13 protein-coding genes are annotated in these 13,171 nt (G+C 42.2%); 6 read left to right on the top strand and 7 right to left on the bottom strand.

All coding sequences use genetic code 11. The features are described from left to right. Nucleotides 1–1,113, bottom strand: a 1,113-nt coding sequence (locus HY805_03645) for a hypothetical protein (protein ID MBI4823308.1), incomplete at its 3' end; no start/stop codon positions are given. A gap of 262 nt (nt 1,114–1,375) precedes the next feature. Between HY805_03645 and HY805_03650 the strand changes: the two genes are divergently transcribed. The 4 genes from HY805_03650 to HY805_03665 all read left to right on the top strand — a co-directional run bounded on the left by HY805_03650 (nt 1,376) and on the right by HY805_03665 (nt 5,180). Further along, on the top strand, nt 1,376–1,696 hold the full coding sequence (locus tag HY805_03650) for a helix-turn-helix transcriptional regulator (protein MBI4823309.1): 321 nt from the start codon (nt 1,376–1,378) through the stop codon (nt 1,694–1,696). 115 nt (nt 1,697–1,811) lie between these two features. Then, nucleotides 1,812–2,516 carry a dethiobiotin synthase gene (gene bioD, locus HY805_03655; GenBank protein MBI4823310.1) on the top strand — a complete coding sequence of 235 codons (705 nt, stop codon included), beginning with the start codon at nt 1,812–1,814 and terminating at the stop codon, nt 2,514–2,516. A gap of 215 nt (nt 2,517–2,731) precedes the next feature. Further along, nucleotides 2,732–4,546 carry a KUP/HAK/KT family potassium transporter gene (locus HY805_03660; protein MBI4823311.1) on the top strand — a complete coding sequence of 605 codons (1,815 nt, stop codon included), beginning with the start codon at nt 2,732–2,734 and terminating at the stop codon, nt 4,544–4,546. A 43-nt stretch (nt 4,547–4,589) separates the two neighbouring features. After that, nucleotides 4,590–5,180 (top strand): hypothetical protein, encoded by a 591-nt coding sequence (locus HY805_03665; GenBank protein MBI4823312.1) that lies wholly within the window; start codon nt 4,590–4,592, stop codon nt 5,178–5,180. Here HY805_03665 and HY805_03670 read toward each other — a convergent pair. Together HY805_03670 and HY805_03675 are read right to left on the bottom strand one after the other, a co-directional pair. Beyond that, entirely contained in the window at nt 5,170–5,610 is a 441-nt protein-coding gene (locus HY805_03670) for a putative toxin-antitoxin system toxin component, PIN family (protein MBI4823313.1), read from the bottom strand. The genes HY805_03665 and HY805_03670 overlap by 11 nt on opposite strands. Next, on the bottom strand, nt 5,603–5,875 hold the full coding sequence (locus HY805_03675) for a type II toxin-antitoxin system Phd/YefM family antitoxin (GenBank protein MBI4823314.1): 273 nt from the start codon (nt 5,873–5,875) through the stop codon (nt 5,603–5,605). Before HY805_03675 ends, HY805_03670 begins: the two co-directional genes overlap by 8 nt. 102 nt (nt 5,876–5,977) lie before the next feature. Between HY805_03675 and HY805_03680 the strand changes: the two genes are divergently transcribed. Further along, nucleotides 5,978–6,901: a radical SAM protein gene (locus tag HY805_03680; protein ID MBI4823315.1), complete on the top strand. Its 924-nt coding sequence runs from the start codon at nt 5,978–5,980 to the stop codon at nt 6,899–6,901. Nucleotides 6,902–6,906: 5 nt separating this feature from the next. Here the strand turns inward: HY805_03680 and HY805_03685 are convergent, their stop codons facing one another. The 4 genes from HY805_03685 to HY805_03700 are packed head-to-tail and all read right to left on the bottom strand — an operon-like array spanning nt 6,907 to nt 12,560. Next, complete coding sequence (locus HY805_03685; protein MBI4823316.1) at nt 6,907–8,490, bottom strand: hypothetical protein; 1,584 nt, start codon at nt 8,488–8,490, stop codon at nt 6,907–6,909. 1 nt (nt 8,491) lies between these two features. After that, nucleotides 8,492–10,363, bottom strand: a complete 1,872-nt coding sequence (locus HY805_03690) for a tetratricopeptide repeat protein (protein ID MBI4823317.1) — start codon at nt 10,361–10,363, stop codon at nt 8,492–8,494. Further along, the gene (locus tag HY805_03695; GenBank protein ID MBI4823318.1) at nt 10,344–11,783 is read right to left on the bottom strand and encodes a mannose-1-phosphate guanylyltransferase/mannose-6-phosphate isomerase; all 1,440 of its coding nucleotides are present in this window, start codon (nt 11,781–11,783) and stop codon (nt 10,344–10,346) included. Before HY805_03695 ends, HY805_03690 begins: the two co-directional genes overlap by 20 nt. A gap of 9 nt (nt 11,784–11,792) precedes the next feature. Continuing rightward, nucleotides 11,793–12,560 carry a polyprenol monophosphomannose synthase gene (locus tag HY805_03700; GenBank protein MBI4823319.1) on the bottom strand — a complete coding sequence of 256 codons (768 nt, stop codon included), beginning with the start codon at nt 12,558–12,560 and terminating at the stop codon, nt 11,793–11,795. 138 nt (nt 12,561–12,698) lie between these two features. On the opposite strand from HY805_03700, the gene HY805_03705 reads away from it, so the two are divergent. Further along, nucleotides 12,699–13,171, top strand: a 473-nt coding sequence (locus HY805_03705) for a tryptophan--tRNA ligase (protein MBI4823320.1), incomplete at its 3' end; no start/stop codon positions are given.

Genomic DNA, 13,171 nt, shown 5'->3' on the forward strand with positions numbered 1-13,171 from the left:
AGATGAGACGGACAGAACCTTAATTGACCCTGCTAATGCGACGGAAATGCTTTCAGAAACCTCTGTAAAGGACACCTTTATATCCCTAAAACATAGATACTCACGCATCTGCCCTTTACTGTCAGGTTTTGTGCAGGTATACCCTTGTTTACCAGTTGTTGTGAACTGCTTGTTTTCAGGGCCCTTATGGGTAGAGTTAACCTGTGTCAACTTCCCAAAAAGTAAATAATGAACCCCTTTCAGCGTCTTGAATGTACTATATTCATCTGTAATCCTTGCCATTCCTAATTTCTGTTCACCTAAAATAGCCTCCAGTTCTTCTCTGTCCATAACATGAATGAATCTGCTTTTTCTTTGCTGGATCTTAGATTTTATCTCATCGAAGATAAAATCGCCCATTGATGCTCCTGCAATATCTCTACCTGTTGGATTATCAATTCTTACAAAAGCAACCTTAGTGATGGAACATGTATCTGCTTCATCCATCGCTACTTTTAAGTCCTTGAAATCAGGATTGATTTTATTTGCCGCATTGAAGTCATTATAGGCATTTCTACACAACCCTTTAGTAAGGAAATATTTACCGAGGGAATAATATAAGGAAACTGCCTTTTGAGGAGCATCTTTATAGCCTTTTACTGTGTCACTGCAATTCACATAATTATTTGCCGCAAGACGGAACTTTTTCTGGCTTTCGGCTTTTTGTGCAATCCTATAAAAAGATTCTGCTATTTTCTCTGTACTGTCTTTATAGGGAGTATTGAACTTAAGGGCGGTCTTGTAATGCTGAATGGCATTACTGTAGTCTTCATTTACAAAAGCGGCTTCCGCCAATTTGTAATACTTCTCAGAAGAAGCAGATTTCATCTCCGTAATTTTCTGCCCCACATTAATAGTTGGAAAATTCAGACAATTATACTGGGTAAGCATTTGGAGGAAATCTTTAAGCTCAGAGTAATGAGCTAATGCGGACTCAAAATCTGAGGTCTTTTCAAAATTTCCAGCTATTGCCAGTTCCTGCTCATATGCCTGTTTTGAAATCGTGCAAAGCTGAACCTTTGCCTTCTGGTAATTTGGGTCTAAACTTAGACCACTCAAATATTCCTTAGGCAACTATTTCCAAACAACTCATTGCCTTGTTCTTGTTTTTGCTTACCATAATGCCCCTCCTTATTAAGTTAAAATTTTAAGCCTCCATATGTGCTTCGCCTTACCCCTCTCAGTAAGGTCTATATTGCTACTGGCAGACAGAATATGTGCTTAGTTTTCTATCTCCCGCCTACATTTATACATCTATTAGACTGAATTTGTCAAGATTTTTCTTGTGTCAGATTGTTTTAATTTCTGCCTTTAAAAGCCATATTAGAAGTGAGTCATGGATGTTAAAAGACTTATAGGACTGCGTATAAGAGAACTCAGACGTTCCAATGGCATATCGCAGGAAAGGCTTGCAGAAAAAGCAGGCATAAGCTCAAAATATTTAAGTAGTATAGAGCGAGGGAAAGAAAATCCTACGCTTGATACTTTTATAAGATTATCTGGCGCTTTGAATATAGAGATTTCAGAGGTGTTTAATTTCTCTCATGAAGGTCGGTCTGCAAAAGACTTAAAGACACTTATTGCCGGACTGACTAAGGACAGCGATAAAGACAGGCTTAAGCTCACCGCTAAAATAATAAAGGCGATATATTTATGACTAATTCCTACCGCAGGCTATCTTACTGCCTGCTTTAAAAGGGCTTATCGGAGGGTTAAGGTCTGCTAAATATTGACTGCTTGCATAATCCACCAATAAATATTACGATTAAACCATGTCAAGGGGTTTCTTTATAACAGGCACGGATACGGGTGTTGGAAAGACCGTTATAGCAGGTCTTATAATAAGAGCACTCTCCATACTGGGGTTTAAGACTGCTGGCATGAAGCCTGTTGAGACAGGCTGTATAAGGCAAAAAGATGTGCTTATTCCTTCTGACGGAACATTCCTTAAAAATGTCTCTCATATGGATGAAGGGATAAACCACATAGTTCCATACTGCCTTGAGGCGCCTTTGGCTCCAATGACTGCCTCTGAGATGGAAGGCATAGACATCAGCCCAGAAAAGATTAAAGGGGCGTTTGACGAACTTAAAAGGAGATATGATGCAGTTGTCGTAGAAGGCATTGGAGGGCTCCTTGTGCCTTTAAAAAAAGACTACTTTGTCTTAGACATGATAAAAGATATGGGGCTTCCTCTGATTGTCGTGACAAGGCCCTCTCTGGGAACGATAAACCATACACTGCTTACAGTCAGGTATGCCAAAATGGAAGGCATCGAGATTGCAGGCATAATAATCAACTATAGCTCCCCATCGCAAGGCACGCAAGCAGAAGAGACAAGCCCTCATGTCATAAGTGTTCTTTCGCCTGTGCCTGTCATAGGCATCATACCCCATCTCAGCGACCTCGGAAAAGAGACCCTCGAAAAAATAGCTACTAAAAGCCTATTATTCGATATCATTAGAAAATACCTCTAACCATTTCATCCTCCACTTATCCCCTCTTCTGAGGAAGGGAACTTCTTGCGAGCAAGTCTCCTTTTTGTCATTCCCGCTCGTCGGGAATCCTTCTTAAAGAAAGATTCTGGACAAGCCAGAATGACAATCAACGAAACCGAATGCCAAAAAAATGGGGGAACTTTTGTTTGCTTATTTCTCTTGTTTAGTTTGCCTCACATGTATAAAATATTGGGATGTCTGAAAAGAACTCTCCTATAAAGGGCATAATACAGTCCTTAGGCCTTGTATTTGGAGACATAGGCACTTCTCCCATCTACACAGTAACGGTAGTATTCCTTTTGCTTAAACCAACGCATGACAATGTTCTTGGAGTCCTTTCCATTATAGTCTGGACACTTATAACACTTGTAACTATCCAGTATAACTGGCTTGCCATGAGCCTAAGTAAAAGAGGCGAGGGCGGTGTGATTGTGCTAAGGGAAATATTTTTTTCATCAGTGGGTGGAAGAAAGAGGCTTGCACTCATCGGGATACTGCCCATCATAGGGGTTTCGCTTCTTATTGGAGATGGCGTAATCACGCCTGCCATAAGCATACTTTCTGCTGTAGAGGGTGCACTTCTCATACCAGGTCTCGAGGGACTATCCACAGGCTCTATAGTTTTCATAGCATCTATGATTGCCATATTGCTTTTTGCCTTTCAGAGGAGAGGCACAGAGAAAGTGGCAGGTGCATTTGGGCCTGTAATGTGCATATGGTTTTCGTCCCTTGCGATTATCGGCGCGGCAGGCATCATGTCTGCACCCGAGGTTCTTAAGGCACTAAACCCCTACTGGGGGATAAAGTTCCTCATGGAAAACAAATTTGCAGGCTTCATTGCCTTAGGAGAAATCATACTCTGTGCAACTGGCTCTGAGGCAATGTATGCGGACATGGGACACTTAGGAAGTAAGCCCATAAGACAGGCATGGACATTAGTGTTTCCTTCGCTTATCCTTAATTACCTTGGACAGGGTGCGTTTATCATGCAGCATCCTCAAGCAAAAAACATCCTCTTTGAGATGGTCTTTTATTATGCAAATGCCCTGTATATCCCATTTCTGTTTATGAGCATCACAGCAACAATAATCGCATCTCAGGCAATGATAAGCGGTGTGTTCTCAATAATATATCAGGGAATAACAACGAGGCTCATGCCAATGTTCAAGGTGGACTATACATCGACTGAAAGAAGGTCTCAGATATATATAGGCTCTGCCAACTGGTTTCTGCTTTTTGCAGTGCTATTCATAATGGTGGAGTTCAAGGAATCAAGCAGGCTTGCCTCAGCATATGGACTTGCCGTTACAGGCGCCATGACCCTGACAGCAACGGTGATGTCAGTCATATTCTACCTGAGAAAGAAACCCCTTCTTTCAGGTATCTCTGCCGCTGTCGCATTAATAGATGTTGCGTATCTTACTGCCAGCTTCTATAAGCTCCCACAGGGAGGTTTCTGGTCATTGATACTGGCATCGATACCGCTTTTCATGATAATCCTCTACATGAATGGCCAGAAAAGGCTTTATAAGTCTATGGACTTCATGCCCTTAGAGGATTTCCTTCTTAAATTCAGGAGGGTTTATGCAAAAACAGCAAGGCTCGAGGGCACTGCGATTTTTCTCATCAGAGACATAGAGAAAATTCCGTTTTATATTACTCAGACAATGTTCTTTCACGGAGTCATCTATGAGGACAATATCTTTGTTTCAATTATCAAAAGGGATGACCCATTCGGGGTCATAGGGTTTTTTAAAGATGACCTCTCAGCGGGACTCAGGGTATTTGAGATTCAGATGGGATATATGGAGGTAATAAATGTCGAGGAGATTCTGAGGGAGGCAGGGGTTGAGGAAAGGGTCGTTTTCTATGGACTTGAGGATATCTCTGCGAGAAGCCCAGTCTGGAAGCTATTCTCCTTTATTAAGAGGATAACCCCGCCTTTTATACAGTTCTATAAGTTTCCTCCAAGAAAGCTACATGGAGTATTGACAAAGATTGTGATTTGAAGGAAAATCTACTCAGACGATATAATTAAAAAGGGGAGGGGTTATGGAACTTAAGGCTCTTATAACGAGACTGCATGAGCATTCGACATCTACCATAGATATGTCGGATGCCATACAGAAGGCACTTATATACGATAACCTCAAGCTGATGGAGGGCATAAAGGGCACTGTAAGTTGCATCTTGAAGGAAGAGGGCTCGCTTACCGAGAAGTTTATCGAAAACTTGAAAAGCAACCCTGATGCGGCATTTTATGTAGCAGTTGCAGGGCATCTTGGAAAGATTGCCGACAGCATTGGAAGGGTCGGAGATGCAGTCGCTCAGAAGATTAATGAGGGCATACTTTTTAGCGACAAGGCAATGGATGAGATAAACTTCCTCATCGAAAAAACAAAAGACATACTTTCCAACACATCTGACATGATTCTTGCAAGAAACAGAATCGTAGCAGGCTATATAGCAGAATCCGAGACGAACATCTCCAATACCGCAAACGATTTCTCGACAAGGCACGAAGAAAGGCTTATAGAAGGCACCTGCCTTCCAAAGGCATCTTCTCTTTACATCGAGATACTCTCTGCTTTTAAGTCAATTGCATGGCATGCAAAGGAGATTGCTCAGGGACTTAGGGGCTAAGGGGTTGCAACTTTCTCATAATCTCACAAAATCTCTTAGGCGTTATAATCTCAATACCTTTATAGCTCCTCAGGTCTAAAAGGTGAGAATCACCACTAACTATGTAATCAGCCCTGCCCCCTATGGCGGTTGATAAAACCTTGTTATCTTCAGGGTCTTCCTTTATAACATTCAATGCCGGAGGATTATCTAATGCTATGGAGTATCTCAAAAGGTTCAGAACAATCTGTTTTATACTATCTTCACCGAGAGCATACTTCTTTTTAATCTTTGGATACTCTAATACCCTTTTAGCCTCTTCAATCATTGCAGGTGATGTTATAAGAACAAGTGCTCCATCTTCCCAGAACTTTACAATCTCATAAGGGAATCCTCTTTTCTGGATGATACCGATTATAAGGACATTAGTGTCTATGACAACCCTATACACCCCTGCGGACCGCCTTTATAGCCTCTTGTACATCTGCCTCAATTTCCTTTGTTGGATAAGCCTTGGACTTTGCCCTGATTCTGCCGAAGACCTTCATGTCTGTTTCTCTCTGCTTCTTGAAGCTATCAAACTCATCAGGTGGTATCAATACAGCCATTGGCTTTTTGCCTCTTTTGATAATGTATTCCTGACCCTTGTAATACACCTCCTCAAGGATTTCTCCAAGATTGCCTCTGACCTTTAGTGCCGTTAACTCTTTTGCCATAATTAACACCTCCTGTATAATTATAACAATTATGATAGTTATTTCAAATGGGCTACAAATGGGTAGATGGATAGCTAATGGAGAATCTGATAAAATAAGATAATGAGAGCCGTTGATTTTGCGCCTGCCTATGTGCTTTTGGCAGAGAAAGAGTTTTTAAAGAGGCTTGAGGCATTAGAGGAAATCCTCAAGTCCTGCCATCTATGCCCAAGAAACTGCAAGGTAGACAGGACTGCTAAAGAGAGGGGCTTTTGTAAAACCGGGGATATGCCATATGTTTCGAGCTATGGCCCTCATTTTGGAGAGGAAAGACCACTTGTAGGCAGGTTCGGCTCAGGAACTATCTTCTTTGGAAGGTGTAACTTAGGCTGTATCTTCTGCCAGAACTGGAGCATAAGCCATCTTGGAGAAGGCTCGGAAATATCATTTGAAAGGCTCTCTGAGATAATGCTTGAGCTAAAGAATATGGGCTGTCATAACATAAACTTAGTTACACCAACCCATCAGATGCCTATGATACTCAAGGCAATCATGATAGCCAAAGGCAAGGGGTTAAATCTTCCGATAGTTTATAACACAGGAGGTTATGACTCCTTAGAGACAATAAAGCTCCTCGATGGCATAATCGATATTTACATGCCTGATTTTAAATACTGGGACCCTCTGATGTCAGAGAAATATTCAAAGGCAAAGGACTATCCAGAGACAGCAAGGACTGCTATAAAGGAGATGCACAGACAGGTTGGTGACCTCATAATCAAAGATGGCATAGCCCAAAGAGGGCTTTTGGTAAGACACCTTGTCCTTCCACAAGGCATTGCAGGAACCAAAGAGGTCGTAACCTTCATAGCAAGCGAGATTTCTAAAAACACGTATATAAATATCATGGAGCAGTATCATCCATGCTATAAGGCATTCGAGGAGCCTCCGCTTGACAGAACAATAACAAAGGCTGAATTTGAAGAGGCAGTAAGATTTGCCCTTAGCGCAGGGCTAAAAAGGCTTTCTGGCATAACAGTGCCTTAAGGAGACTATTTAGCATTTCTATATGCCTCCATTGCCCCTTTGACATCACCCAGCCTCATATCGGCATCTCCTATTGTGCGCCAAAGCACTGCCTTGTCTCCTTTTTCTTTAAGGTACCTTTTTGCCTGAGCAATTATCTGAAGATAGATATTTGCCTTTGGACGGAAATATCCTCTGATGATGTCATGATTCTGTGGGATATCCCTTATAAGGACATTTGCAGTCTCGTCAGAGTAAATCAAATACCAGTGTTTATTTCCCTGAATGGCATCCATAAGGGAGTAAATCTCTCCTGAGACAGGGCTCATTCCGGGTATCACGAGCACACCGACGCCGTATGCATCGAGGAGGCTCTGCCAGCCAATTTTATCGGATGTCTCTTCAGCCCATATGATAGAGCTGTATGCCCTGTCAATGTCCTCGGGGATATTGCTTACCGGAATAAAAATCTCAACCTCAGGCAGAGACCATTCGAGATACCCTGCCCATCCATGATAATTAAATACCTTCCCATGGGGCTTTACCTCTTTTAGGAATCCAACTGCATTTTGGGGGAACTCCTTGCCTATTCCAAGCTGAAACTTAAAAGGCACAAAGGCAAGCCACAGTGCAAGTAAAACACCAAAGCCAAAAACAAAGGGTTTGCTTTCTTTCAATCTCTCTTTTTGAGAAAGGTTAAATGCAATAAGGGGAGCTAACATGGTAAAGAAGGGCATAAACCTTATGCCCTTAAAAGGCAGAATTGCCATAAGGGCGATAAGAACTGTATGCTCTAAAGACATGTGCCTTATGCCTCTAAAAATGGTGTATGCGGCAATTAAAAGCAATATCCAGTAAGAGGGGTAATACTCCTTAAGATTTATTGCAGCTGTAAGGGGAGAAAGGTATTCATGGATACCCTTCATATAGGGCGCAGGTCTGATAAATGAACTTATCATGTCAGGTATAAAGGTCGCTCTTTCAGGAACTAAGACAATGGAAATGGCAAAGGATAGGGCAATAACGCCTGTTGGAATAACTGCCCTGAATGGCACATTTCCCCTCAGGCACGATACACCTTGAGATATAAAATAAATCCAGACAACTGCCAAGCCTATAACAAATCCTGCATGTATGTTTGCCCACAAAAACACAATGGGCAATAACATCCATACTGCCCTGCTTCTTGGGTTCTGCCTTAGGAGCTCTAAAAGATAAATGGTTATAGGGAAAAAAAGGAAACTGAATATCTGTGGCCTTTCGCTTGGAAATGAGATAAACATATGTGCAGGGAAAAGCAGAAAGAATATGCACTCTAAGGTGGAAAGCCCTTTCCTTCTCATCCAGAAAAACAAAAATATCAGGATGGACATATAGACTGAAACCCTCATCAGAGATATTCCGCTAAAGCCAAAAAGCTTCCATATAAGAAATATAATGACCTGACCAAGCCATTGTGTCGAAAAACCCTGAGGCAGGCTCTTGCTCTGCCATATCGCCTCGCCCTGCCTCAGATGGTAAAACAAGTCTCCTTCCTGAATAGGTCCTATGAAGGAAAGGCAGAATGCAGTGAAGAACCCCAAGACGAGCAGTCTTTTCGGAAAAGACATTTCAGTAGCCTAATGCCTTCAGCTCTTGAAGTTTATGAGAACTTTCCTGAGGGAATCTCTCATAAATTGCCTTTGCCTCTCGATACCTGCCTAATCCAAAAAGGGCGTCTGCCATTGCAAGATTAAAAACAGGGTTATTGGGGGAGCTCGAAAGGAAGATGCCTTCTACTTCTATGATGTGAGAATAGATGTATTTTTTGTCTATCCCGAATGACTTGATAACCTTTTCGTTCTTCGGGATATTCCTTACGAAGACGGTGCTGTTATTTTTTATAAATACAAGTTTCCATCTATCGTTATTTACAAGCTCGACTGCAATTGGGATTATATGTCCCGACTCCCTAAAGATAACAGGCACTACGATGAAGTTTATGCCATAGGCATCGAGTTTTTCCTGCCAGCCAGGGAAGGTCTTAAGGATTGCATCGGCAGTCCTATTGACAACATCATCCAGAGCCCTTCCATCTATGAAGACCTTGTATTTGGGGTAAAGCGTCCATATGAGGAACCCTCCCCATGTGTAGAAATTATACATAGGGCCCTCTATCTGAGTCGCATGAAGAAACTCCACAAGTCTTCCTGGATACCACGGAGATACCCATGAACTCGTAATGCCGGGCTTAAAGACAGATGGAGATGCCTTGTAGGAGTATGTGCTGAAGCCAATAGAAAGCGTAAGGATAAGTATAACTACTGCCCTGAAGGCAACCTTGAATTTAATCTGAGGCAGGTTTATCTCGGTCAGGCTCTTGCCCATATAAAAAGGCAGTATTGCGAGGGAAAACATCAGACCCCTCGCATAATAGTTCGCAAAAAATGTAACTACACCTACTGTAAGAAGTTCAGCTATATCTACACTTCTTTTCTGCCAGTACTTGAATATCAAAAGGACAATAAGCAGTCCCGAGAAAGCCCAATAAAACAGGAGCCATTTGTAGCCTAACTCGTGGTAGAAATAAATTAATGGTTTAAACTCAAGCACAACATCTGTAACCCAGCCTCCAGCAGCACCTTCTCCGCCTCCAATCTTCTGGCTTACTTCCTTAAAGAACATGGATACCATTCCAAAGAAATAATTTAGGAAAATCTTATACTTATTCGGGTTTAGAAAGGATGCTATAACTGAAATCCCTCCGACTATAAAGAGTGCCTTTATGTATGGTGCCTCCTGTCCTTTGCCCCTCAGCTTTCTGTAAAGGACAACGAGGGCTTCGGAGAACATATAAATCATAATCATCCCATTGCCGATTATAAAGCTTGCATGTATGTTTGACCATAAAGCCATAATTAGAGGCAACATCCAGTAAGAAAGGTCAAATCGGGCAAGATTGCCCTCATGTCCATGTTTTGCATGCTGTCTTAGACGGTCAAGTATTATAGCCACGACTATAGATAGACCGAAGGCTATGCCCTGAGACCTTTCAAAGGAATAAAAAAGCTGGATGGAAAACATCAATGAAGAAAAACTTGAAACGACAATGGCAGTCCATGGCTTAACGCCTTTCTCTATAAGCCATAGATAAAGGAAAAGCATTGGAAGTATGGTAAGAACATTTCTCAATATGACTATGCCTTTATAGCTTCCGATGGTGTATGTGACAAAGAAGATAATCTGTGAAAGCCAATGACCCCTGAGCCCTATCTTCTGACCTTCTCCGAGAGGCCTTGGTGTTGTATATGCAAACGGGTCTTCATCTGGGACCTCCCAGTTATTAAGAATATACTGCCCTGTTTTAAGGTGCCACCAGAGGTCAGGGTCGTTCAATGAGTAATTCATACTTATCGCAAACATATACCCAAAGAACAACACTGGCAGGAGTATCTTGAGGGTTATAATAACCCAGCGTGCCTTTTTAGCCTGTTTGTCTTCCATAGCTATCCTCAAACCTTATTATATCGTTTTCCCCAAGGTGTTCGCCACTTTGAATCTCGATAATCTTAAGCGGGATAAGACCCGGGTTTTCAAGACGATGTTTTGTAGCAGGCGGTATAAATGTGCTTTCGTTTTTGTGCACAAGGAAGACCTCTTGCCCTTTTTGAACCTTTGCCACCCCTGAAACCACTACCCAGTGCTCTGACCTGTGGTTGTGAAGCTGAAGGCTAAGCTTAGCCTTTGGCTTAAGGCATATATGTTTTATCTGGTAGTAGGGACCTTTTTCGAGGACAGAGAAATGTCCCCATGGCCTTTCCTCCACCTTTGGCGTAAGGTACTCCTCTTTGCCGTCTGCCTTTAGTTTTCCAACCAGTTCTTTGACCTGCTGAACCTTATCCTTGGGAACAATGAGGGTTGCATCCTGTGTGCCAACAACTGCCATGTCCCGAAGCCCAATTGCCGCAATAAGCCTCTCACCTCCAAACAGTATGGAGTCCCTGCATCCAACCTCTACTACATTGCCTGAAAGGACATTTCCTGCCTTGTCTTTATCTAAAACCTCATAGAGCGAAGACCAGCTTCCTATATCAGACCACTTAAAATCAGCTGTTACGACTATAACCCTCTTTGATTTCTCCATCACACCATAATCGATTGATTCCTCTTTTATCCATCGATAAGCCTTACCGAGGGCAGTGTCCTCTTGAGGGGTATTGAGGTAAGGGGATATTCCTGAGAAAGACTTATAAAGCTCTGGCATGTGTTTTTTAACCTCTACTATCATATCCTTTGCCCTGAATAGGAACATCCCGCTGTTCCAGTAATAGCCTTTGTCTTTGAGTAATGCCTTTGCCGTAAAGAGGTTAGGCTTTTCTACGAACTGCGATACATTATAGATATTGCCTTTTATAGCTCTACCTACCTTTATATATCCATAACCTGTCTCTGGCCTTGTGGGTTTTATGCCAAATGTAATTATATTGCCTCTTTCGGCAAATGGTATTGCCGACCTGACTGCGTTTCTAAATAGCTCTGCATTGCCAATATAATGGTCAGATGGAAGGACAAGCATCAGGGCTGATTTCGATTTCTTATAGAGCTTAAATGCGGCAAGGGAAATGGCAGGTGCAGTGTTTTTCCCTTCTGGCTCCATAACGCAATTTACCTCTGAAAGCATATCCCTTAACTGCCAGTCCACTATATCCCTCTGCCCAGCAGTTGTTATTATCATGATATTGGATGGAATTATCTCATCAGAGAGCCGATGAATCGTGTCCTGAAGAAGTGTCCTTTGTCCTATCAGCCGAAGGAATTGTTTTGGGAATGCCTCCCTGCTTAGTGGCCAGAACCTCGTGCCTTTCCCTCCGGCAATAATTACTGCATAGAGATTTCTTTTTGGTTTCTGCTTTCCTTTAACCATACCGCTACCCTATTCTTTATTGCCTGAATATGCCCTGCTCCCAAGATGGAGCTTTTTTTTTATGAACTCCTTGAGCTCTCTCAGCCTGAGCCTCCATGGAAGCCATACTGCTTCCCTCACTATTTTCTTTGACATCTTGGAGTATCCGCCAGACCTCTCCTGAAATATTATAGGTATCTCTTTGACATTAAGTCCTGCCCTTCTGACATAATAAGCCATCTCTATCTGGAAGGCATAGCCTTCCGAGTGAATAAAGTCAAAGGGGATAGCTGACAGTGCCTTTTTGCTGAAAGCCCTGAATCCGCTTGTCATGTCTGTGATGTTCATTGCAAGCAGTTTTGAGGCATAAAAATTTCCAAATTTTGACAGAAGAAGCCTTTTGAAATTCCACCCAGCTACACTTACCTTGCCATACAGATACCTTGAGCCAATGACAAGCTCAGCTCCATTTTCAATTTCATCGTAAAACCTCGGCAGATCAAGGGCATTATGCGAAAGGTCAGCATCCATCTCTATAAAACACTCATAGCCCTTTTCAAGCCCCCACTTAAAACCCGTAAGATAAGCTGTGCCAAGACCAAGCTTTGAGTGCCTTTCTATCAGATTAACCCTTTTGTCTTCTTCCATCCAGTGTCTTGCAATCTCTGCCGTTCCATCCGATGAGCCATCGTCAATAATAAGTATGTCAAAAACCTCCTGACCGAGAATCTTTATCAATACTACGGGAAGGGCGTCCTTCTCATTATAAGTAGGCAGTATGACAAGAGTCTTTTTCATGAAAATATCTTTTATATTAGCAGATTTCTCACCCAAAATGTATTCCTATAATAATTCGGTTATAATAGAGGTCATTATGTAGAGGGTTCTTTCAGGTATACAGGTTTCGTAGGTTCGTTTTTAGGGAGGATATTGGGGATGAAAAGGGTCCTTAGTGGTATGCAGGCATCTGGAAGGCTCCACATTGGAAACCTTATTGGAGCCCTTCAGAACTGGGTCAGGCTTCAGGATGAATACGAGTGCTTTTATTTCGTTGCAGACTGGCATGGTCTTACAACTGGATATGCAGAGCCATCTGAGATAAGGAAAAGCACAATGGATTTGCTTATAAATTTCCTTGCCTCTGGATTAGACCCCGAAAAGTGCACCATATTCCTTCAGTCGAAGGTCTTAGAGCATGCAGAGCTTCATCTTATGCTAAGCATGATAACCCCTTTGGGCTGGCTCGAGAGAGTTCCAACATATAAGGAAAAACAGGAGGAGCTAAAGGACAGGGACCTCTCTACTTATGGATTCTTAGGTTATCCTGTATTACAATCAGCAGACATACTCTTATACAAGGCAAATTTTGTTCCTGTTGGAATAGACCAGATGCCTCATCTTGAGATAAC

Source organism: Nitrospirota bacterium, from assembly GCA_016207905.1.
Taxonomy (GTDB): domain Bacteria; phylum Nitrospirota; class Thermodesulfovibrionia; order Thermodesulfovibrionales; family JdFR-86; genus JACQZC01.